Source organism: Acidimicrobiales bacterium, from assembly GCA_016716005.1.
Lineage (GTDB): Bacteria > Actinomycetota > Acidimicrobiia > Acidimicrobiales > JADJXE01 > JADJXE01.
This window is the reverse complement of sequence record JADJXE010000001.1, coordinates 1,575,774-1,596,290: the sequence shown is the minus strand read 5'-3', so window position 1 is coordinate 1,596,290 and position 20,517 is coordinate 1,575,774. Positions and strand designations below refer to the sequence as shown.

20 protein-coding genes and 1 pseudogene are annotated in these 20,517 nt (G+C 72.5%); 10 read left to right on the top strand and 11 right to left on the bottom strand.

Annotated features, from left to right (window positions below; all coding sequences use genetic code 11):
* Nucleotides 1–13 precede the first annotated feature (13 nt).
* Nucleotides 14–1,024, top strand: coding sequence for a flippase-like domain-containing protein (locus IPM45_07705; protein ID MBK9179453.1), 1,011 nt, complete (start codon nt 14–16; stop codon nt 1,022–1,024).
* Nucleotides 1,025–1,200: 176 nt separating this feature from the next.
* Here the strand turns inward: IPM45_07705 and IPM45_07700 are convergent, their stop codons facing one another.
* On the bottom strand, nt 1,201–3,282 hold the full coding sequence (locus tag IPM45_07700) for a hypothetical protein (GenBank protein ID MBK9179452.1): 2,082 nt from the start codon (nt 3,280–3,282) through the stop codon (nt 1,201–1,203).
* A 121-nt stretch (nt 3,283–3,403) separates the two neighbouring features.
* Here IPM45_07700 and IPM45_07695 point away from each other — a divergent pair, with 121 nt between their 5' ends.
* A complete protein-coding gene (locus IPM45_07695; protein MBK9179451.1) occupies nt 3,404–3,787 on the top strand; it encodes a cupin domain-containing protein in 384 nt (127 codons plus the stop codon).
* Here the strand turns inward: IPM45_07695 and IPM45_07690 are convergent.
* Nucleotides 3,723–4,532, bottom strand: a complete 810-nt coding sequence (locus IPM45_07690) for a class I SAM-dependent methyltransferase (GenBank protein MBK9179450.1) — start codon at nt 4,530–4,532, stop codon at nt 3,723–3,725. The genes IPM45_07695 and IPM45_07690 overlap by 65 nt on opposite strands.
* Nucleotides 4,533–4,700: 168 nt before the next feature.
* On the opposite strand from IPM45_07690, the gene IPM45_07685 reads away from it, so the two are divergent.
* Nucleotides 4,701–5,036, top strand: a complete 336-nt coding sequence (locus tag IPM45_07685; GenBank protein ID MBK9179449.1) for a helix-turn-helix transcriptional regulator — start codon at nt 4,701–4,703, stop codon at nt 5,034–5,036.
* 70 nt (nt 5,037–5,106) lie between these two features.
* On the opposite strand, the gene IPM45_07680 is transcribed toward IPM45_07685, so the two are convergent.
* The 6 genes and pseudogenes from IPM45_07680 to IPM45_07655 all read right to left on the bottom strand — a co-directional run bounded on the left by IPM45_07680 (nt 5,107) and on the right by IPM45_07655 (nt 10,099).
* Nucleotides 5,107–5,757 (bottom strand): arsenate reductase ArsC, encoded by a 651-nt coding sequence (locus IPM45_07680; protein MBK9179448.1) that lies wholly within the window; start codon nt 5,755–5,757, stop codon nt 5,107–5,109.
* Nucleotides 5,758–5,846: 89 nt separating this feature from the next.
* Nucleotides 5,847–6,512: pseudogene (locus tag IPM45_07675) on the bottom strand (aquaporin family protein).
* A gap of 86 nt (nt 6,513–6,598) precedes the next feature.
* Nucleotides 6,599–7,273 carry a helix-turn-helix domain-containing protein gene (locus IPM45_07670; GenBank protein MBK9179447.1) on the bottom strand — a complete coding sequence of 225 codons (675 nt, stop codon included), beginning with the start codon at nt 7,271–7,273 and terminating at the stop codon, nt 6,599–6,601.
* A gap of 147 nt (nt 7,274–7,420) precedes the next feature.
* Nucleotides 7,421–7,969, bottom strand: coding sequence for a TetR/AcrR family transcriptional regulator (locus IPM45_07665; GenBank protein ID MBK9179446.1), 549 nt, complete (start codon nt 7,967–7,969; stop codon nt 7,421–7,423).
* Between the two features lie 151 nt (nt 7,970–8,120).
* Nucleotides 8,121–8,990 carry an LLM class F420-dependent oxidoreductase gene (locus IPM45_07660; protein ID MBK9179445.1) on the bottom strand — a complete coding sequence of 290 codons (870 nt, stop codon included), beginning with the start codon at nt 8,988–8,990 and terminating at the stop codon, nt 8,121–8,123.
* Nucleotides 8,987–10,099, bottom strand: a complete 1,113-nt coding sequence (locus tag IPM45_07655; GenBank protein ID MBK9179444.1) for a DUF2855 family protein — start codon at nt 10,097–10,099, stop codon at nt 8,987–8,989. Before IPM45_07655 ends, IPM45_07660 begins: the two co-directional genes overlap by 4 nt.
* Nucleotides 10,100–10,192: 93 nt before the next feature.
* Between IPM45_07655 and IPM45_07650 the strand changes: the two genes are divergently transcribed.
* From IPM45_07650 to IPM45_07635, 4 genes are read left to right on the top strand one after another with little or no spacing between them, the layout of a single operon-like run.
* Nucleotides 10,193–10,888 (top strand): hypothetical protein, encoded by a 696-nt coding sequence (locus IPM45_07650; GenBank protein MBK9179443.1) that lies wholly within the window; start codon nt 10,193–10,195, stop codon nt 10,886–10,888.
* A gap of 1 nt (nt 10,889) precedes the next feature.
* Nucleotides 10,890–11,636: an SDR family oxidoreductase gene (locus IPM45_07645; protein ID MBK9179442.1), complete on the top strand. Its 747-nt coding sequence runs from the start codon at nt 10,890–10,892 to the stop codon at nt 11,634–11,636.
* Between the two features lie 32 nt (nt 11,637–11,668).
* Nucleotides 11,669–11,986 (top strand): hypothetical protein, encoded by a 318-nt coding sequence (locus tag IPM45_07640; protein ID MBK9179441.1) that lies wholly within the window; start codon nt 11,669–11,671, stop codon nt 11,984–11,986.
* Nucleotides 11,983–12,339: a hypothetical protein gene (locus IPM45_07635; GenBank protein ID MBK9179440.1), complete on the top strand. Its 357-nt coding sequence runs from the start codon at nt 11,983–11,985 to the stop codon at nt 12,337–12,339. The genes IPM45_07640 and IPM45_07635 overlap by 4 nt, the downstream gene beginning before the upstream one ends.
* A gap of 138 nt (nt 12,340–12,477) precedes the next feature.
* Here IPM45_07635 and IPM45_07630 read toward each other — a convergent pair whose 3' ends face one another.
* Nucleotides 12,478–13,857 (bottom strand): wax ester/triacylglycerol synthase family O-acyltransferase, encoded by a 1,380-nt coding sequence (locus IPM45_07630; GenBank protein ID MBK9179439.1) that lies wholly within the window; start codon nt 13,855–13,857, stop codon nt 12,478–12,480.
* 300 nt (nt 13,858–14,157) lie between these two features.
* Here IPM45_07630 and IPM45_07625 point away from each other — a divergent pair, with 300 nt between their 5' ends.
* Both IPM45_07625 and IPM45_07620 read left to right on the top strand, forming a co-directional pair.
* Entirely contained in the window at nt 14,158–14,817 is a 660-nt protein-coding gene (locus IPM45_07625) for a hypothetical protein (GenBank protein MBK9179438.1), read from the top strand.
* A 55-nt stretch (nt 14,818–14,872) separates the two neighbouring features.
* The gene (locus IPM45_07620; GenBank protein MBK9179437.1) at nt 14,873–16,759 is read left to right on the top strand and encodes an HD domain-containing protein; all 1,887 of its coding nucleotides are present in this window, start codon (nt 14,873–14,875) and stop codon (nt 16,757–16,759) included.
* Between the two features lie 13 nt (nt 16,760–16,772).
* Here IPM45_07620 and IPM45_07615 read toward each other — a convergent pair whose 3' ends face one another.
* Nucleotides 16,773–18,011: a DUF3089 domain-containing protein gene (locus IPM45_07615; protein ID MBK9179436.1), complete on the bottom strand. Its 1,239-nt coding sequence runs from the start codon at nt 18,009–18,011 to the stop codon at nt 16,773–16,775.
* A gap of 197 nt (nt 18,012–18,208) precedes the next feature.
* Nucleotides 18,209–19,150, bottom strand: a complete 942-nt coding sequence (locus IPM45_07610; protein ID MBK9179435.1) for a hypothetical protein — start codon at nt 19,148–19,150, stop codon at nt 18,209–18,211.
* 159 nt (nt 19,151–19,309) lie between these two features.
* Here IPM45_07610 and IPM45_07605 point away from each other — a divergent pair, with 159 nt between their 5' ends.
* On the top strand, nt 19,310–20,230 hold the full coding sequence (locus tag IPM45_07605) for a DMT family transporter (GenBank protein MBK9179434.1): 921 nt from the start codon (nt 19,310–19,312) through the stop codon (nt 20,228–20,230).
* Nucleotides 20,231–20,517 lie beyond the last annotated feature (287 nt).

Genomic DNA, 20,517 nt, shown 5'->3' with positions numbered 1-20,517 from the left:
CGGATGCGCCACGGTGAGCGACGTCGACCCGGTACCCGAACGGATGGGCAGGGCGGCGACGGGTCTCCAGCGCCTCGAGCGGGTGTCGTGGCGGTCGGTGCTCCAGGTCGTCCTCCTCGTCCTGGCGGTGTCCGTCCTGGTCAACAAGATCGCCGGGCTCGACCTCGACGAGGTCGCCGACGAGCTGCGCGACGCATCCTGGTCGCTGGTCGGCCTGGCGTTCGTGGTCGCGCAGGCGCCGCGGCTCACCCAGACGCTGTCCACCCTCGGCGCCGCGCCGCGACCGCTTCCCGCGCGGCCCGTGTACCTGCTCCAGCTCGCGCAGGGCTACGTCGGCCTCGCCGTTCCGACCAGCGCCGCTCGCGTAGCCATGAACATCCGGTTCTTCCAGAAGCAGGGGTTCAGCTCGGGTGCAGCGCTCGCCATCGGCGGCCTCGACGGCTTCGCCGGCTTCCTCGTCGAGGCAGGGCTGTTGGCCGGGCTGATCGCACTGACCCCGCAGACCCTCCACTTCGACGTGGACGCGCCCTCGCTGCCTCAGTGGCGCACCATCCTCGCCATCCTGATCGCGCTGGCAGCAGTCGTCGCGGTCGTCTCGATCCTGCTGCCTGGCCGCCGACGCGAGATGGTCGCGTGGGCCAAGGACCTCCTGGCCGACGGTCGCGGTGCTCTGCGGGAGCTGGGCTCGCCCCGCCGACTCCTGCTCCTGCTGGGAGGGAACCTTGCATCCATCGTCTTGTTCTCCTCCGCTCTGGGACTGTTCGCCGCGGCTCTCGGAACCACCGTGTCGTTCAGCGACCTGGTGGTCATCGTCGTCAGCGTGTCGCTGCTCGCCGGCCTGCTCCCGGTCCCCGGCGGGATCGGCGTCGTCGAGACCGGACTCACCCTCGGTCTCGTCGCCGCCGGCATGCCGGAGGGACCCGCCTTCGCCGCCGTCATCCTCTACCGGATGTCGACCTTCTACGTCCCGCCGCTGTGGGGATATGCAGCCTTCCGGTGGCTCGAAGGCAACCGCTTCCTGTGACCGCCCGTCGACAAGGGAGTGATCGTCGAGCGGGAAACCGCACCTCCGCGCAGCCGACGTCCGCGCGGCCCCATCGTCGAGATGCGGCCCGCCGCCGCAGCGATGGCCGCGGTCCACCGCCCGAGCCTCGCCGCGCTGCCACCTCGGTGAAGGTGGCCGTCAGGCGCGAGTGAGCATCAGAACGACCATGCCACCTTCGAGAGCGTGTCAGGCCGGTAGCAGCAGTAGGTGCCGGTGTGGACGCAGTTGTCGAGGTGGGCTGCCAGTGCCGGGCTGTGCTCGGCCAGCCGGGCGATCGCGTAGCGGACGGTGCGGGCGACGGCCATCCGGGCTCGCTCGGCGTCACTGCCCACGGTCCGGAGCCGACCACCGAGTCCGACGGCGCGGGTCAGCTCGGCGATCAGGTAGTTGCGGTCGCGCTCCGCGAGCTCGGCGCGAGCCGGGTCGTTGCACCGCACAGCATCCTCGATGTCCTCGTCGACCTCGGCCAGCCGGCGTCGGTAGGCCCGGCGTGCGTCGTCGTCCAGCACCGGTAGGCGCCCCCCACCGGGTCCCCCCATCTCGGCCGTGCCGACGACCTCGGTCGTTCCGGTGGGCAAGGTGCCCTGCTCGACGGCGACGAGGTCGAGGACGTGGAACTCCCGCTCGGGGTCTGCCAGCAGCCGGGCGAGGTAGCGGAAGCCCTTCAGATCGCGCAAGACGGCGGTCCGACCCGCGAACGAGACGGTGCGCGTGTCGCCGTCGCGGTGGAACGTCGCCGGACCGGGCGCTCGCTCATCGCTCGTCGCGTGGCGGGTCCCCTCGGAGGGGCCGTCGCCGTCGAGGAGCGCTCGGGCCTCCGCCGCCCACCGCTCCGCGCCGTACTCCTCGAACGCCGCGGCGGCCGCCTTCCTCTCCAACCGGGTGGTGGCGTGGCTGCCGGACCGGGCGTGGGCCTCCGCGAGCACCATCCGAGCGACGGCGGTCTCGTACGGGGCTCCGATGCCCGCCCAGCCGGACACGGCGGCCGCGCTCGCCGCGACGGCGTGGTCGAGGTCGCCGGCGAGCAGCGCCGTGCGCGCCTCGGCCAGCGTCGCGGAGGCGACGAGCCAGGGGCTCTCGTAACAACCCGCGATCGCCGCGAGGGACTCGCTGGCCCGTCGAGCCGTGTCGATGTCGCCGGCCGCCGCGGCGATCTCCACCTGGGCCTCGAAGAGCGGGGCGAGGGTCAGGTCGCCGAACGGGGGTCGCTCCTTCGACGGTGCCTGGAAGGGGTGGGCGATGGCGTCATCGATCAAGGTTGTCGCCTCTGCCACGTCCCCCTGCGCCAGGCGGAGGAGGGCCAACCCGGGATGAGGGCACCACACGTGCGCGTGCGCGGCGAGGAACGCCTCCTCCGCTCCCTCGAGGTCGCCCTTGCGGAGCCGGATGTTGCCCAGCTCGGCGAGCGGCCAGCCGAACTCCCGGCGCATCCACGGTCGGAGGTCGTCGCAGGCCTTCAGGGCCTCGTCCTCGGCCTCGGCGCAGGGGCCCGACACCCGCAGGATCTCGGCTCGATGGACCCGACAGCGCCCGTGGAGCCCACCGAAGGCCGCGCCGTGCCGCCAGCGCTCCATCGCGTCGGTCCACTCGGAGGCCATGTCGTGCAGGGCCAGGCCCTGTGCCGCACAGACCAGCTCGCAGAGCATCATCCCGGTCGTGAGCGGGTCGACGCTGCCCGACATGAGCAGGACACCGACCTCGTCGAGCTGCTCGAGGCCCTCGCCCACCCGGCCCTCCAGGATCGTGATCCGCGCACCGGCCGTGCGTCCGATGACCTCCGCGGCTTGGTTCCCCGTTCGCTGGCCGAGGGCGATGGCCAGGTCGGCGTGCCGGCGTGCGGCCGCCATGTCACCGCACATGAACCGCTCGTAGGTGCGAACCGCGGCGATCACGGCGTGCTCGGAACGCTCGTCGTGGTCCTCGAGCAGTCGCTCCGCCCGTCGGAGCCAGCCACGGACCGGTGCCATCAGCCCCGTGTCGATCATGAGGAACATGGCGATCATCGCGGCAGCCCGAGCCGCTCCTGCTGGGTCGCCGGACTCGCGCAGCAGGGTGTGCTGCTCCTCCCAGGCCGCGATCGACGCCTCGAAGTCGCCGTGTCCGTACGCCGCCTGGGAGCGCAACTCCAGCATCGCCGGCGTCTTTGCGGCATCGCCGGCGGCCTCGAGCAGCTCGAGCGCCTCCGACCACTGGCGTCGCTCGATCGCCGCCGCGACCTGCGCGCCATGACCGGTCATCGTCTCATTGTGACAGTGATCCTCACGCCTTCCCCGTGAGGGCCTCACCGAGGAAGCCGGATCCACGGATCCCACCTGCTCGAACCCGGCCCCTTCCCACCCGACCACAGAGGAGACACCCGTGCACATCGCGAAGAACGACATCCCAGTGAGGGTCGAAGCCCCCGGAGCCGTCGCCCGCCAGCTCCCCGACTTCGGAGTCGCCGAAGGCGTCATCGGCGCCGAGTACTTCAGCCTCGGCGCCGGCACCGATCTCGCACCGCTGCTGGCGGGCCTCGATGGCGACGCGTGCCATGCGCCCCACTGGGGCTACGTGATCCAAGGCGTCGTCGTCGTCACCTACACCGATGGGACCACGGAGCGCTGCACCACGGGCGACCTGTTCCACTGGCAGGCCGGACACAGCGTGCGCGTCGAGGAGGATGCCGAGCTGATCCTGTTCAGCCCGCAGGTGAGCCACGGCGCCGTGCTGGACCACATCGCGGCCAAGCTGGTCGGCGGGTGATGAAGAACTCGTAGGCGTAGTAGTCGCTGTAGCGGTCGTGCATGTCGGCTTCGGCGTCGAGCTGGTCGAGCACGGCGAGTGCACCAGGATCGGAGGCGTGGACGTGTCGCAGCCCGCGGACGCGTGCCTGGAGCGGCGTGTAGAAGTCGTGCCACCAGGCGTCGTCGGGCAGCGTGAAGTGGTCGACGAGCTCAAGCCCGCTGCCGGCGACGACGGCCACGACACGGTCGACCGCCCCCATCGCGGGGTAGTCGATCTCGAAGCTCGCCCGGACCGCTGCCGGGGGATCGTCGCGTCGCCACACCGCGTCCGTGAACGCCAGGTAGCCGCCCGGGCGCAGGAGATCACGGCACACCCGGAGGGCGGCGTCGAGGCCGATCTGGTACAGCGCACCCTCGGACCAGACGAGGTCGAAGCTCGCGGGCCGTAGCCCCGTGGCCGCGATGTCGGCGAGGAGGGGATGGATGCGGCGGGCCAGCCCGCGCTCGGCGGCCGCGAGCGCGAGCCGATCGAGGAACGGGGCGTGGTTGTCGACGGCGACGATCGACGCGCCGGTGAGCTCGGCGAGATGCAGGGTCTGGGCGCCGACGCCGCAGCCCAGGTCCACGATGGAGGGTGCCACAGGTAGGCCGTCGCACGACGCGAGGGCACGCGCGGTGCTGGCTCGATCTCCGGGTCCCTGGCGTGGCAGGGCCTCGAACACCTCGAAGAAGACCTCCCCGTACAGCGGCGTCGGTTCGGTCACCTCGCGTCACCACCCACGCCCGACCCGTCCCGATTCCCCTCGAAAGGTGCGAGCACCGGTACCCGCACTCGGGCTACGGTTGCATCGACAGCCGTCGATGAGAGGTCACCCACCGAACATCGATGAGTGTCAATGGGTGGTGTGGGTGCCTGCCGACGGGAGCGTCCCATGTCGACGAAGGTGCGGTCGACCGGAGGGTGCTGCAGCCCGTTGACCTCCGGTGCGCTCGACGAGGTCGCCGCCACCGACATGGCGGACGCGCTGAAGGTGCTGGCCGACCCGGCCCGGCTGCGCCTGCTGTCGCTGGTCGCATCGTCCTCGACGGGTGAGGCGTGCGCCTGTGATCTGGTCGAACCGCTGGGACGGTCCCAGCCGACCGTGTCGCACCACCTGTCGATGCTCGTCGACGCGGGGTTCCTGTCGAGGGAGAAGCGGGGCAGATGGGCGTGGTACCGGATCGTGCCGGAGCGCCTGGAGGCGCTGCGGGCCGCGCTCGCCCCGTGACGACCGGGTTGCCCCGTCACGGCCGGGTCGGCCGGGTCGGACGTGACGGAGCCCGGGTCATGAGCCTGGGTCATGGCGGTGTGATCCCCAACGAGCCCATCAGGTCCTCGACGCGGCGGCGGATGTCATCACGGATCGCTCGGACAGCGGCGACGTCCTGGCCGGCGGGGTCGTCGAGCTCCCAGTCCTCGTAGCGCTTCCCCGGGTAGAGGGGGCAGGCGTCGCCGCAGCCCATGGTGATGACGACGTCGGCGGCGCGGACCACCTCGTCGGTCCACGGCTTGGGGAACTCCGTGGTGATGTCGACACCGACCTCGGCCATGGCCGCGACGGCTGCGGCGTTGATCTCCGAAGCGGGTTCCGAACCGGCCGAGTAGACGGTCACCCGGTCACCGGCGAGGTGCCGCAACCAGCCGGATGCCATCTGTGACCGTCCGGCGTTGTGCACGCACAGGAACAGTACGCCAGGGGTGGTGGACGGCAGGGAGCCCTCGAACCTACCGAGCGCGTTCAGGCGTTCGCGGGCGAACCGCTCGGCGAGCACCGGGAGGAACGTCGTGACCTTCGCGGTGGGGACGAGACGCTCGAGCGAATCGACGACGAACCGTTCGATGGTCTCGGGCCCGAACGTCCCGGCGAACTGCCCCTGCAGCCGGGTGCTCACGCTGCGGACGAGGTTCTGCTGGTCGAGGGGGAGCGGCTCGATGTCGGACGGGCTCATGGCGTGTCTCCTGTGGTCAGGCCGAGGCGGGGACGAGCCCGGTCGTGGCCTCGACCACGGCCGGGTTGATGGTGTCGGCGGGAGCGGTGTCAGACACCGGGGGGCTCCGAGTGGTCGTGCGGGTAGAAGAGGCGGACGAGCCCGAAGGCGAGGACGGCGCCGACGAGCTGCATGACGATGAACATCGGCGCCGACGAGGGGGCGATGCCGGCGAACGTGTCGGACAGGGTGCGGGCGACGGTGACGGCGGGGTTGGCGAAGCTGGTCGACGACGTGAACCAGTACGCCCCGCCGATCCAGGCGCCCACCGCGAACGGCACGGCCCTCCCCCGTCCGGTGCGGACACAACCCTGGATGACCAGCAGCAGCCCGACCGTGGCGACGACCTCGGAGAGCCACAGCGCCGGCGATGACCGGTCCTTGGTGGAGAGCTCGACGGCGGGGAGCTCGAACATGAGGTTGGCGACCGTCGCGCCGACACAGCCGCCGAGCACCTGGGCGCCGACGTAGAGGAACGTGTCACGAGTGGTCGTCGTGCCGAGGAGCCGGTCGACGAGCGTCACGACGGGGTTGAAGTGCGCGCCGGACACCGCGCCGAACATCAGGATCAACCCGACGAGCGCTCCGGCGGTGGCCGCCGCGTTCTCCAGCAGCTGCAGGCCCACGTCGGTCGGTGACAGTCGCGACGCCATGATCCCCGAGCCGACCACGGCGATGACCAGGAACGCCGTGCCGAGCGCCTCGGCGGCCAGCCGGTGGGTCAGGTCGAGTCGGAGCTCACCGGTGCCGGTCTCGACCTCGACGGCGAGCTCGCTGTCGGATGGGTGCAGCGGGTCCTCGATCACGACGCCAGCTCCACGTCGTCGAGCACCGACCGGATCCGCTCCCGCAGCTCCGCGAGCACGCTGTCGAAGGCCGCCTCGGTACCGACCGGAACGGGGTCGGGGATCGACCAGTGCAGCCAGACCCCCTCGGTGTCGAGCTCCTCGTGGGCCCGATCACAGACCGTGACCACCATCGCCGGGAGCTGCTCGCCCAGCGTCAGCTTCCGTGGCACGGCGCTCGACAGGTCGAGGCCGGCCCGTCGCGCTGCCGCCACCGCTCCGGGGTGGACGCGCTCGGCCGGATGGGTGCCGGCCGACGCGGCCCGCGACCCGGCCAGCTCTGTCCACAGCGCTGCCGCCAGCTGGCTCCGGGCCGAGTTCGCCGAGCACACGAAGAGCGCCTCCCCGGCGGGGACCTCTCGCCCCGGAGCGAGGCCCCTGAGCCGGTGACGCAGGAGGTGGACGTACCGGCGACGGCCGTCACCGCTCGAGCGCGACCGATTGACCAGCCCGACACGCTCCAGCACGTCCAAGTGGTGGGCCAGGAGGTTCGACTCGACGTCGACGAGGCGCCGCAGCTCCACCGGAGCGCGATCGGACACCGCCAACTCATCGACGATCGCCAACCGGACCGGATCCCCCAGGGCTGCGTGGAGCGCCGCCCGCTCCTGGAGTGACGTCTCGGACCGCACGCCCCACACCTTGTCACTCAGGAACTATTGAGTCAAAGAGATGGGAGCAAAGATCGACCGGGTCGGGCGTGGACGACGGTCGGGTCGGCCCGGTCGGCCGGGTCGCTCGGCTCGGGCGGGTCGACCGGTCGGCCGCCCGGGGAGCGATCAGGCGGGCGGGTCGAGGAGCAGGTGCAGGGCGTCGAGCAGCAGCCGGCGGGTCCGGTCGACCGAGGCGCCGCGGTGGAGGCGGTAGTGGTCCAGGCCCTCGAACTGGCAGAGCGCGTCCACGGCGGCGGCGACGGCCCGCCGGCGCCGAGCCGGCAGGGCGCGCAGCTCGGGGGCGAAGTGCTCGTCGACCTGCTCCCGGAGGCGGGCACGGGTCAGCTCGACCTGCTCGCGCACGAGGTCGCTGGTCTCGGACCTCCGCCGGGCCGCGCGCGACGCGGCGGCGACGGCCTCGTAGAGGGTGACCCGGGCCTGCACGAAGCGCTCGATGCGCCCGTCGAGGTCGCCCTGGGCCATGGCGTGGATGAGCGTGAGGGGCCGCACGCTCTCGAAGTGGCGGTCGATCGCCTCCCTGAGCAACTCGGTGCGGTCGTCGAAGTACCGGTACACCGAGCGCGGCGACAGGCCGCAGCGGGCCGCCACCTCGTCCAGGTCGGGGTCGAGCACGCCCTCGGAGAACATCTCGATCGCCGCGTCGATGACCGCCATCCGGTTGCGGTCGCGACGGGCGACGCGACCGTCGACGGCAGGTGCCGTCGACGGCGACGCCGGCGCAGGGGCAGCGCGGGGTCCGGTGCCGGCGGTCCGTCCCGCCGGCACCATGTCGTCTCGCCTCCGTCCGTCTCGGGCCCGGCCGTCGTCAGGCGCGGGCGATGACCTCGTCGCCGTAGCGGGCCAGGTCGTCCGACGGGTTGCCCCAGAACACGAACGACGGGACGATGACCCGGTCGACGCCGAGGTCGGCGAGGGCCTTCACCTCGTCGAGCGCGCCGGGGCCGAAGGCGCCGTTGCCGCCGGTGCTCATCTCGATGGCGTCGGGATCGCGGCCCTCCTCGCGGGCCGTGGCGCGCGCGAGGTCGAACAGCTCGGCCAGGCGCTCGTGGCTGCCGGACGCCGGGAAGAACCCGTCGCCCAGCCGACCGGCGCGCTTCGCGGCGACGGGCGTGTGACCGCCGACATGCACCGGGACCGTGCCGTTGGCCGGCCGCGGCCGCACGATGCAGTTGCGGAACGACACGAACTCGCTCTCGTAGCTGGCCTGCTCCTCGGTCCACAGCGCCCGGAGCGCGGCCACGTTGTCGTCGGTGCGGCGGCCCCGCTCGCCGAAGGGGACGCCGATGGCGTCGAACTCCTCGGCGAGCCAGCCCGAGCCGATGCCGAGCAGCAGTCGACCGCCAGAGAGGTGGTCCAGCGTGGCCAGCTCCTTGGCCAGCACCACCGGGTTGCGCTGGGGCAGGATCAGCACGCCCGTGCCCAGCTTCAGCGTGGTCGTGACCGAGGCGAGGTAGGCGAGCCACACGAGGGGGTCCGGGATCGGCGAGTCCTCCGGGCCGGGCATGCGGCCCGAGCGGTCGTAGGGGTAGGTGGACACGTAGCCGGCGGGCACGACGACGTGCTCGACCGTCCACACCGACTCGAAGCCGGCCTCCTCGGCGGCCCGGGCGAACTCGACGGCCTGCCCGGGCTCCGCGAACGGGCCGACGTTGGCGAAGGCGATGCCGAACCTCACGTGGTGCTCCTCTCGTCGGTGGCGGCGGGGTCCGCCATCGTGCAGATGAACCCGAGGCGGGGGTCGGCCCGGCCGTCGAGCAGCGCGAGGTAGGCGGCCTCGACGGCCTCGGGGCCGGCGCCGTGGCGGAACTCGATCCACGAGCCGACCCAGCCGGCGTAGCGGTCCCAGGCCTCGCCGACGCGCGCGTCGAGACCCGCCTGGCCCCACTCTCGGGTCCGCTTCGCGATCTGGGCGGGGGCGAAGAAGAACCGGGGCTCGGGCCCGGCCAGCGGCGCATCCACCTCGGCCCGGTGGTCCCAGTGGGTGCTGCCGACGATCATCGAGTGAGCCAGAAGGTCGGCCAGCCGGGCGTGGACGGCGTGCAGCACGTCGTGGTCGCCGGCGACGTCGACGTACACCGACGACACCTGCGGCAGGCCGCCGGCGTCGGCGTAGGTGCGGACCTCGTCGTACACCCCGAGGCCCTCGACGAACTCGACGTTGCCCGGTGAGGTGAGCCCCACGACCCGGGCTGCGGCGCGGGCGTGGGCGAGGAACGCCACCCCGATCGACGTCTTGCTCGACGCGCTCGAGATCACGACCTGCTCGGCGCCGAAGCCGTCGTTGTCGACGAGGAAGTCGTCGACGAGGAAGGAGGTGAAGAGCAGCGGGAAGAGCAGCATCTGGTGGTCTTCCCGGTCGGGCCGGTGCACCGCGTCGGTGGCGGTGCGGAGGTAGCGGTTGTAGGCGCCGGCCATGGCGCCGCGGTGCTCGGCGACGTCGGTGAAGCCTCGCTCGTCGACCCGTCCCGGCGTGAGGGTCAGCGTCGTGGACATGGGGAAGAACCCGAACAGCCGCTCTCCCACCGCCACCTCGTCGCAGGCCGAGTCGACGACCTCGGCGAAGCCCCAGACCGGGATGCGGCCCCAGGTCGCGGCCTCGTCGGCCGTCGCCGGGAAGAAGTCCCAGTAGCGCAGGGCGTCGCCGAACACGGCGTAGGTGATGTTGTTGGACGAGAGCGAGAAGGCCTCGACCCGCACCCGGACGTCGCCTTGGGCCAGGTCGCCCTCGTCGCCGTCGACGACTCGAACCCGGTGCAGGTCGGCCCGGTCGACCTCGAGGTCCATGGTTCCTCCCGACTGCGGCTCTCCGGCTCCTGTGCCGGCCACCCCCCGCCGCACACAATTGACAATGCTACTGACAATACATACGATCCGCAAGTGCCGAGGCGTCGAGCCCTCGCCCTCGTCGTGCTGCTCGTGGCTGCCGCAGCCTGTTCCCGTCAGGAGGACGCAGTGACCGGATCCGCCGACCCGGCGAACGGAGGGGCCGCCTCCTCTGCCCCGGGCACGGCGCCGCCCGGCCGCACCGCCGACGCCATCCCGGTGGCCCACACCCCGCCCGGCGGCTACGGCGACACCATGCCGCCGCCGGTGCTGGCCGACTGCACCGAGCCCCTGGCGGCCGGCGCGCCCGACCTGCGGGGGACGTGGCGGGTCGTCGAGGTCGGGGTCGGGGCCCGGGGCGCCGTCGACCCCGCTCACCCGGCTCTCGGGCTGGTCCAGCGCATCGAGCAGTGCGGCGACCGCCTCGTCGTCACCGCCGGTGGCATCGTGCACGACATGCGCTGCGACGGCACCGAGGCCAACGGCGTGCACGACGTCGCCGAGCGGGACAAGACCACCCCGATCACCGTGGTGGCCACCTACGAGGACGGCGTCCACGTGCTGCGGCCGGTGGGCATCCCGGTGGAGGTCACCCGCCGGCGCGACGGCGACGACGTGCTCTGGACCTACCTCGGCTTCACCGCCCGCCTCGAGCAGGTGGCCCCGGCCGAGTCCGATCCCCCACCCCGGCCGCCTCGGTCGACCCCGAGCACCACCCCGAGCACCCCCCCGAGCACCCAGGAGCCCTGACATGTCCGAACCCACTCGACGGGTGGCCCTCGTCGCCAACGGCAGCTTCTACGTCGGCCCCGACCTGGCCCGTGGCCTGGCGGCCCGCGGCCACGACCTGGTGCTGGGCGACCCGAGACCAGAGCTGGTGGCCGAGCTCGAGTCCGCCGGTGCCGCCGTGGAGGCCGTCTCCGGCGTCGTCGACCTGGCCGAGCCCGACGCGGCCGGCCGCCTCGTCGCCGCCGGGCTGGACCGCTTCGGACGCATCGACGCGGCAGCCGCGTTCACCGGCGTCATCGTGACCGGCCGCTTCGTCAACTCGACGATCGAGGACCTGCGCTCGGTCGAACGGTCCTGCCTCGAGGCGCCGTACCACTTCCTCAAGGCGGTGATCCCTCCGATGATCGAGCGGGGCGACGGCCAGGTCCTGGTGATCACCAGCGCTTCCGGCGCCCGCCCCACACCGGGCGCGCCGCTGTACTCGGCCGTGCGCGCCGGTGCCACCATGCTGGCCCGCAACGTGGCCGACGAGGTGGCCCGCCACGGGATCCAGGTCAATGCCGTCGGGACCAACTTCATGGACTTCCCGGAGTTCCTGAGGGCCAGCGGCGCCACCGACCCGGCGGTGCGGGCCAAGCTCGAGTCCCGCGTGCCCCTCGGCCGGCTGGGCACCATGCAGGAGTTCGCCGCCTTCTGCCTGCCCTTCGTCGACGGCACCAGCCGCTTCACCACCGGCCAGTTCGTCGCCTACGCCGGCGGCTGGGCCTGACCCCGGCAGTCCGGCCACGCCGGGTCGCCACCGTGGCGGTTGCCGCCAGGCTGCCGCTCGCCGCGGAGGCATCGACGCACGGCTCGGGGCCGGCGCTCCACCGCGGCTCGCCCGAGCCCGTCGGGGTGTTCCGCATCAAGTCCATCGGCGGCCACCCGGCCGTGCGCGAGGTGTGGAACCACCTGTTCGGCACCTGGATGCCCGAGGTCGACCTCGTCAAGGCCCTGGTCGGCATGGACCCCGACGCCGTCGACCTCACCCCGCGGCAGGCCCGGGCCAAGGTCGAGGAGGCGGGCGGCGAGCTCGACCCGAGCTGGGACCCCGACCCGCCCGAAGCGGAGTGGATGTGACCGAGGACGCCGGCACGCCAGAGCCGCGGGACGACCCGACGAGGACGCCCGGACAGCCGGACGTTGAGGACATCGTCAGGCAGGCCGCCGACGGGGAGATCACCGCGGAGGAGATGGTCGCCTGGCTGGGCGACCGCTACGTCTACGCCGAACGCTACGCCCACCGCAAGGGCCGCGAGGCCGAGTTCGAGGCCCGCCGCTGGCTGGGCGAGGAGGACATGGAGGCCGGTAGGCCCCAGTCGGTGGACGCCGTCGAGGAGGCCTACGCCTTCGGGAAGATCACCAAGGACCAGCACCGGGAGATCGTGGGGCGCTGGACCGTCCGCCGGGCCGCAGGGGGAACGCTGCAGTAGCCGGATCCATCCGGCTCGGCGACCGAGGAGGACGTCTCCGCACAACGGCACCACCTCGACGCGCTCCTGGCCATCGTCATCCTCGCCCCGCACAACCTGTCGGTGGTCGCCCGCCGGCCACCACGGGGCCGCGGCCTCTCAGCTCGCGGCGCCGGCTGCTGCGTCCAGCAGGCTCGCGAGCCCGCGGTCGAGGCCGAGGACGAGAGGGTCGAGGTCGCTCGCTCCGTCCCGGTCGCCGGTGACACCGAGGTGGAGGGTGCCGCAGTAGGACCAGATCGCGATCGCGATGCGTATGCGTCCGGCGATCGGTGCAAAGGGGTACGCCTCGAGCATCCGACGGCCGCAGAGATACAGCGGGAGCTGGGGGCCGGGCACGTTCGTCGCGATGGTCTCGAGGTTCTGCTGGGCGCGGACCACCGCTCGCGCGACGACTGCGGCGATCGCGTGAGGGGTGAAGTCGCCGGTGTGCAGCAGGACGGTCGAGGCGTCGGTCTCGTGCGAGACCTTCAAGGCGTCCAGGTGCCTGCGGACCGCCGTGTACGTGGCGAGGGGGTCGTCGATGCCGACCGGGAGGAGCGCGTGGGTGACGGCGACGCGATTGTCGAGGCGTCCGTGCTCGTCGGGGGCTCGCATCGACACGGGAACGAGTGCCATGACGGTGCGGCCGCCGAGCGTCTCGCCGCGTGCGCGGAGCAGCTCGCGGAACCCCTGCGCGATCGCGGCGAGCACGACGTCGTTCACGGTGCCGCCGAAGGCGTGCCGGATGGCTGCAGCATCGGCGAGCGAGACCCGCGTGCGCGCCCACCGGCGCCGAGGTCCGATCGGACCCGTGAGTGGCGAGTCGCGACGACTCGGTTGGAACCACAGCCCTCTTGCGCCGGTCACGACGTCGCGCAGGCGGTTCCACGTCGTGCGGACGTGGAAGAGCATCCTGAGGAAGTGGCGGGTGTGGGCCCAGGCGGACCTGGCTGCGGCAGCTGCGCTGAATCGAGCGAGCTCGATCCGCGACGGCTCGCGAGCGGGCGCCCATGCGTCGGGAGGCGGGCGTTCGACGTCGGGCGCACGATCCATCATCGCGGCGAGCAGGTCGGTGCCGGCGATCCCGTCGACCATGCAGTGGTGCACCTTGGAGACGATCGCCCAGCGATCGTGGTCGAGACCTCCGACGACCCACATCTCCCAGAGCGCTCGGTCGCGGCGGAGGGGCCGGGCCATCACCTCCTCGACGAGCTGCTCGAGCGCGAGAGGGCGCTCGGGCGGCAGCGAGGCGTGGTGCAGGTGGTCGTCGAGGTCGAAGCCGACGTCGTCGATCCACACCGGTCGCGTGACACGTCGCGGTGCCTCGCGGACGCGCTGGCGGCAGCGGGGGACGAGCTGGAGCCTGGCGCCGATGAACGCCTGCACCGATTCGAACGGGGGAGCGGGCCCTTCGAAGAGCCCGACCGATCCGATGCTCATGGGGCTCGCCGGGTCCTCGATGGCGAGGAAGACGGCGTCGAGGCTGCCCAGGCGTTCCATCGATCTCCCTCCCCAGGCGATCTGCGCCCGCACCGTCCAGACAGCGGAGATGCTCGCACGAACGTCGCTGCGCTCGATTGGGAGGATGCGGCCGAGGGTGGGCAGGGGGAGCGACGCGCAGCGGCCCACTGTGACGGATGGCCCTAACCGGCCAGGTCACGCCCCTTCAGGATGGGTGCGAGGAAGGCGGGGGCTGCCCGCCACGTCAACCCGTCTGGAGCGACGATGGAACCTGACATCGGACGAGACGTTCCGGGCCGGCTGGAGGAGGCCGTCGCGGAACGCCGAAGGGCGGCGCTCGTGTCGGCCGTCGCCGCGTTCGTCCTGCCGGCATGGCTCATGGCGACGCTGAGCGTGGTCGGCGGCTATCGGGGCAACTACGTCCCCGGCGTCGACGCGCCGGAGCGGGACTTCGTTCGCTTCTACGTCGACAACTTCTCGCGGATCCCGGTGACGTCGACGATGTTCATCCTCGCCTGGGTCCTGGTGCTGGTCGTCCTGGTCGGTGTCGTGCGCGCCGCGTCGGCGCGCCTCGACCTCGTCGGCGTCCTCGCCGTCACGTTGGTCGGCGCATCCACGGCGGTGAGCGTCGCCACGCAGGGGCTGTTCACCTACCCGACCCTCGTGTTGGAGATGACGGCGGGGAACATGTCCGAGAACCTCGATCCCGGCGTCGCCCGCTTCCTGGTGCTGTCCACCGAGGCTGCCCAGAGCGCGGCGGGGATCCTGACGTCGGTCGCGCTGCTGCTGATCGCGCTGCTGCTGGCCCGCAGCGACCTGTGGGGTCACTGGGTCCTGGCGGTCACGGCGGCGGTGATGGGCGTGGTGGGCACGATGAACATGATCATCGGCGGTGGCGGTGTCGGGAACGGAACGATCGGGATCATCCCGTGGGGCCTGTTGTCCGGCGTGATCCTGCTGATCGCACGGTCCCGTCTCCGTGCAGGGACAGAGGCCTGAGGGCAGATGCCCCGACGGCCTCAAGTCGAGCCGTCTCCGGTCCGACGACACTGGTGTGTCCAGCAGCGCCGCCACGAGGGCGACGGGAGGCTCGGCGTCCTCGCAGGCCGTCTCGCTGGACGAGCGCTCGTGGCGCCCGCGGCCGTGGATCAGCTTCTCCATCGCTCTCCTCGCGGTTGTCATCCCGCTCCTCGCCAGCCTGGTCGCGGTCGAGGTCGTCGTGTCGAGGGTCGCTCGGCCGGACGATCGCCTGGGGTTCTGCCTCTGGCTGGTCTCGCTCGTCGTCGTCTCGACCGTCACCGCCGTCGGCACCCAGCGGCTCACTCGACGACTGGCCCCGCTCTCGGTCCTGTTCAAGATGTCGCTGGTGTTCCCCGACGAAGCACCGTCGCGCTTCGGCACGGCGCTGCGCGCCCGCTCCCTGTCATCACGCGCGCGCTCCATCGAGCGATCCCAGACGGGCGCGAGCCCGGAGCAGGCCGTGGCCGAGGAGCTCGTCGTGCTGATGGCCCGGCTCGACCGCCACGATCGCCTGACCCGAGGGCATTCCGAACGCGTCCGCGCCTACTCGGTCATGCTCGGCGAGGAGATCGGCCTGGCCCGTGGCGACCTCGACAAGCTGAACTGGGCCGCTCTGATCCACGACATCGGCAAGCTCGGTGTGCCCGAGGCCATCCTGAACAAGCCGGGACGCCCCACCGACGAGGAATGGGCCGTGCTGCGCGGCCACGCCGGAGCAGGCGACGTCTTCATCCGGTTCTTCCCGCCTCTTCGTGGCTGGCTCGGTGACTGGGTCGACGTGGTCACGCAGCATCACGAGCGCTTCGATGGCAAGGGATATCCCCTGGGCCTGTCCGGCACCGACATCTCGCTCGGCGCCCGCGTGGTCGCCATCGCCGATGCGTACGACGTGATGACCGCTGCCCGCTCCTACAAGAAGCCGCTGCCCGCCGCGCAGGCCCGCGCCGAGCTCCTCCGCAACGCAGGCACCCAGTTCGACCCGCGACTCGTGCGCAGCTTCGTCGGGATCTCCCTGGGGCGGAGTCGCTGGACCATCGGCCCGCTCGCCTGGCTCGCCCACGTGCCCGACATGATCCGGACCCCCCTCGCGACCGTCACCATGTCCGGCAAGGACGTCGTCACCGCAGGAGCCGTCGCCCTCGCCGCCGCCACGGGCGTCGTGCCGGTCCCCGACGGAGCGAAGCCCAGCCGAGCCATCGCCGTCGAACAGTCGATCGGCGATGTTGCCGCAGCACCGGGGCACGCCGGGCTGGTGGAGAACCAGATCCAGGCAGGAGGAAGGGCGGCGCACGCGAGCCCACCACCGCCCACCAGCCCCCATGCCGCCGGGCCGGCCGCGCCCTCGACGTCGGTGTCCGGTCCGGGTGGCTCCACCCCCACCCCGGCCGCGCCCTCGACGTCGGTGCCCGCCCCGGGTGGCTCCACCCCCACCGCCACCGCCACCCCCACCCCCACTGCGCCCTCGACGTCGGTGTCCGGTCCGGGTGGCTCCACCCCCACCACCACCGCCACCCCCACCCCCACTGCGCCCTCGACGTCGGTGTCCGGTCCGGGTGGCTCCACCCCCAGCCCCACCGTGACGACGACGTCGATGCCCGGTCCGGGTGGCTCGGCTCCTGCCACGACCACGACGTCGGCGCCCTCGGCGATGGCAGCGGTCGACGATGCGGTGACCACTCGCGTCAACCACACGGTCAACGTCCACGTCCTCGAGAACGACGACTTCGCCGACTCGAGTGAAGACCGAGCGACCTTCAGCGTGGTCGCGGATCCCCGGCACGGGACGGCGACGATCGTCGGGCGGAACATCAGGTACGAGCCCGACGCCGACTACGTCGGAGCGGACTCCTTCACCTACGAGATCTGCTCAGTGGCGGGAGCCTGCGATCGAGCCTCCGTGCAGGTCACCGTCACGCCGTGAACGCCCCGAGGGGTCATCCGGCGTAGGCGCTGCCCTGCGTCCGCACCAGCTCGACGAGGTCGCCGAGTGCGACGTTGACGTCGACGAGGTGCATGCCCCACTCCGGTGTGAGGTCGCCGCCGATGTCGTCGGTGCGGGGATCGGCGGGGTCGCCGGCCACCGAGATCTCGAGCCAACCCCGCTCGGCGTCGGCGCGGCAGCGGCCGACGACGAAGTCGGGGTACGTCACGAACGGCGTCTCGATGGCGGGCGCCGAGGCGGGGTCGGCGAACGGCTGCGCGGGCGACCCCAGGGAGCCGGGGAACTCGGTCACGAGGAAGTAGCCGGTGAGGGTGGCATCGCCGCCGGCGGGCGCCGCCGGGTTGACGCACACGGCCTGGTCGCCCGGCGTGCCGGCCACGCCGAAGTCGGTGTCCGCGGGCGGCGGCGCCGAATCCCGGAACGTGGCGTAGCTGACCACGCAGCCGGTCTGCTCGGCCGACTCGCACACCGGCACCTGCTGGAAGTCGGCACCGACCACCTCGCCTTCGGGCACCTCGATGGTGGCGCCGAGCAGCAGGGCGGACACCAGCTGCTCCCGCAGCGCAGGGTCGGGGTCGATCTCCTCGGCGACCAGCTCGCGCAGCAGGCCGGCGCCCTGGGAGTGCCCGATCAGCACGAAGCCCCGCCCGTCGTTCTCGGTGGCCAGGTAGTGCTCGAACGCGTCCCGCACGTCGCCGTAGGCGATGGCGTAGCGGTCGACGCCCTCGGGCACCTCGACCTGGCCGAGCAGCGACGGCAGCGTGCCCTGCCGGTACATCGGCGCGAACACCCGGCAGGCGGCCGTGAAGCGCGCCGCCTGGTTGTACGTGACGTAGACCTCCTCGGACTCCCCGGGCACCAGGTCGCTGTTCGGCGACTCGTCGCGACTGACCGTGGGGTACACGTAGAAGCAGTCCACCGGCGGATCCTCGGCCGCCACGTGGGGCTGCACCTGGGTGCTGCCGTCGGCGAACACCACCGTGGCGTCGAGGTCCCGGGCGCACACGTCGTCGGGCAGGCCCGGCTTGCACAGCCAGTGGGCGTCGTCGGCGTACACGTCGCTCACCTCCCCTGCGACAGGGGTCTCCGACCCGTCCCCGGCGTCGCCGGCGCCGTCGGCGGCCACCGCCCCGGATGTGTCCGCCGCCGTCGGCGGGGTGCCGCTCGCCGGGTCGTCGTCGTCCCCGCACGCCGCGGCCACGAAGGCCAGCGCCACGAGCACGGTGAGCACGGACCGCACCTGCCTGCTCCGCATCGTCGCTCCCCCCTGGCTCCCGATCGCGCCGCTTCGAGCGGATGGTGGCTGCACAGCGCCCGGGACGCAAGACCGGGCCTCGCGCGCTCGGCGGCCGAAGGGCCGAGGGTCATCCCCGACCTCCCGGATGCCATCGCCGACGGGTTCGCCGTCGGCCGCCCAGGACGCCGACGTCACGCGGCGGGTGGAGGCGCCGACGCGAGCTGGTCGGAGATGACCGACAGGAGGGCCGCGTCGCCACGCAGGAGGCGCCGGCGGACGTCGGGGGCGAGCTGGAAGTGCCGGTGCACGGTGGCGACCTTCTCGAGGGCCTGCGTCCAGTACAGCTCGAGCGTGAGATCGTCCGAACGGACAACCCCGAAGTAGTCGTCGTAGTCGTGACGGGCCCGGTCGCCGTGCACGACGTCGGCCACGTACCGGTCGAAGTCGAACGACGCGCTGCGCTGGGCCAGGTCGTCGACCTTGACCTTGAGCAGCGAGTCCCCGGGGTGGAGCGTCATCACCACCTCGTTGTGGTGGTGGTACCAGTACTGCTCGGCGGCCTGCAGCTGCTGGAGGACCTCGGCGTGGCCGGGCGCCGCTCGGGTGAGCGCGGCGTACAGGTCACGCTTGGCGGTGGCCATGGCCAGGAAGTCGGAGGACATGTCGCCGCTGAAGTCGTCACGCTGGCGGGCCATCGACTCGCGCAGGACCGGGTCGTAGATCTCGGGATCGAAGGCCCCGCAGAACGAGAGCATCGCCGCGCTGCCCTCCACCAAGGCGACGATCGTTGGGGCCAGGCGCTCCAGCAACGGGCGGTCTGCGGCCCGCACCGCCTGCTCCGCCCGCCGGCACACCATGGCCGTCGCCTCCCAGTAGAGGAACTCGATGTGGTGACCGTGGCAGAAGTGGAACCACGCCGCCCGGTCTCGGTCGTCGCGCAGCTCGAGGGTGGGGCTCACCCACGGCTCACGCCAGAGCCCCGCCGCCGGGTCGTCGCGGAGCGCGCCCGCGGCCGTGTCGTCGGCGGAGGCGGCGCCCGGCGCCGTCGGCACCGTGCACGATGCCGGGAGCACGACCCGCGTCGGCAGGAGGGCGCCGACGGTGTCGGGTGTGGCTGCGGCGCTCGGAGTCACGGTGCCCTCGATCCCATCCCCACCCGGCGGGGGGAGGCGACGTTACCAGCGGCCCGGCCCGGTGCCGCGAGCCGGCGGATGCGATCATGCCGGATCGACCCGATCGACCCGATCGACCCGACCGCTTCGAGCGACCCGACCGGTGCGACGGGGTCCGGCGTGCACGCCCCCGTCCCGGCCGACCACCACCTGCTGAGCACCAGCCCCGGGACGAACACGGGCACGTTCGGCTCCGTCGAGTGGGGTCTGCTGGTCGCGACCGCCCTGATGTGGGGCACGGCGTACCTGCTCATTGCCATCGGGCTCGAGTCGCTGCCGCCGGGGGGCGTCACGTTCCTCCGCATGGTCATCGGTGCCGCAACCCTGAGCCTCTTCCCGGCCACGCGGCGGGTGCGCATCGACCGCGAGGACTGGCCGCGAGTCGCCGCACTCGGTGTGCTGTGGCTGGCGCTGCCCCTCACCCTCTTCCCGATCGCGCAGCAGTGGATCACGTCGGCCGCGGCCGGGATGATCACCGGCGCCCAACCCGTGTTCGTCGCCGTGCTCGCGTCGATCCTGCTCCGGCGCCGTCCCGGCACGCGCCAGCTGCAGGGGATCGCGATCGGCTTCGTCGGGGTGCTCCTCATCGCGCTGCCCGCAGCGGACGAGGGGCGGAGCTCCGCCATCGGCGTCGTGCTCGTGCTCGTCGCCGTGGTGAGCTACGCGATCGCCGCGACCGTCGCCGTGCCGCTGCAGCAGCGGTACGGCTCGCTGCCCGTGATCTGGCGGGCGCTGCTCGTGGCTGCGGTGCTCGTGACACCGTGGGGCCTGATCTCCCTACCCGGCGCGCATCCGACCGCCGCCAGCCTGGCGGCCGTGGTGCCGCTGGGGGTGCTGTCGACCGGGATCGGCTACGTGTGCTTCACCACCCTGGCCGGCCGGGCGGGCGCCACGCGCGGTTCGGTGGCGGTCTACCTGATCCCGGTCGTGGCGATCGTGGCGGGCGTTCTCGGCGGCGGCGACCGCATCCCTGCCATCGCGCTGCCCGGTACCGCGCTGGTGCTCGTGGGCGCCTGGCTCACCAGCCGGGCCGAGGCCTGAGCACCGCTGAGACCCATGGCGCTGAGCGACTGCCCGACGACGCCGGAGAGCCCGACCGAGCTGCGCCGCAGCCGGGTGCCGTCGTCGTCGCTCGTCGGTGCCGGTGGCGTCACGCAGGCGCTCCTGGGCTCGGCCGCAGCTCGTGGTGCCCGCGGCGGCGCGGGTGGCGCGGTTGGGGGAGACGGTGCCGAGACCAGGGTCCGGCCACGTGTGGCCACCGGCCGACGCCCCGATCACCCCCGCCGCGACGCCTCCAGGTGGGGACCGGCGTCGTCGGGTTCGGGGAA

Excerpts from the sequence above, each read along its gene's own strand:
- IPM45_07685 (MBK9179449.1), top strand. The coding sequence starts at position 4,701 with ATGTCGACGAAGGTGCGGTCGACCGGAGGGTGCTGCAGCCCGTTGACC.
- IPM45_07655 (MBK9179444.1), bottom strand. The coding sequence starts at position 10,099 with ATGGACCTCGAGGTCGACCGGGCCGACCTGCACCGGGTTCGAGTCGTC.
- IPM45_07700 (MBK9179452.1), bottom strand. The coding sequence starts at position 3,282 with ATGACCGGTCATGGCGCGCAGGTCGCGGCGGCGATCGAGCGACGCCAG.
- IPM45_07630 (MBK9179439.1), bottom strand. The coding sequence starts at position 13,857 with ATGGAACGCCTGGGCAGCCTCGACGCCGTCTTCCTCGCCATCGAGGAC.
- IPM45_07645 (MBK9179442.1), top strand. The coding sequence starts at position 10,890 with ATGTCCGAACCCACTCGACGGGTGGCCCTCGTCGCCAACGGCAGCTTC.
- IPM45_07680 (MBK9179448.1), bottom strand. The coding sequence starts at position 5,757 with ATGAGCCCGTCCGACATCGAGCCGCTCCCCCTCGACCAGCAGAACCTC.
- IPM45_07665 (MBK9179446.1), bottom strand. The coding sequence starts at position 7,969 with ATGGCGGTCATCGACGCGGCGATCGAGATGTTCTCCGAGGGCGTGCTC.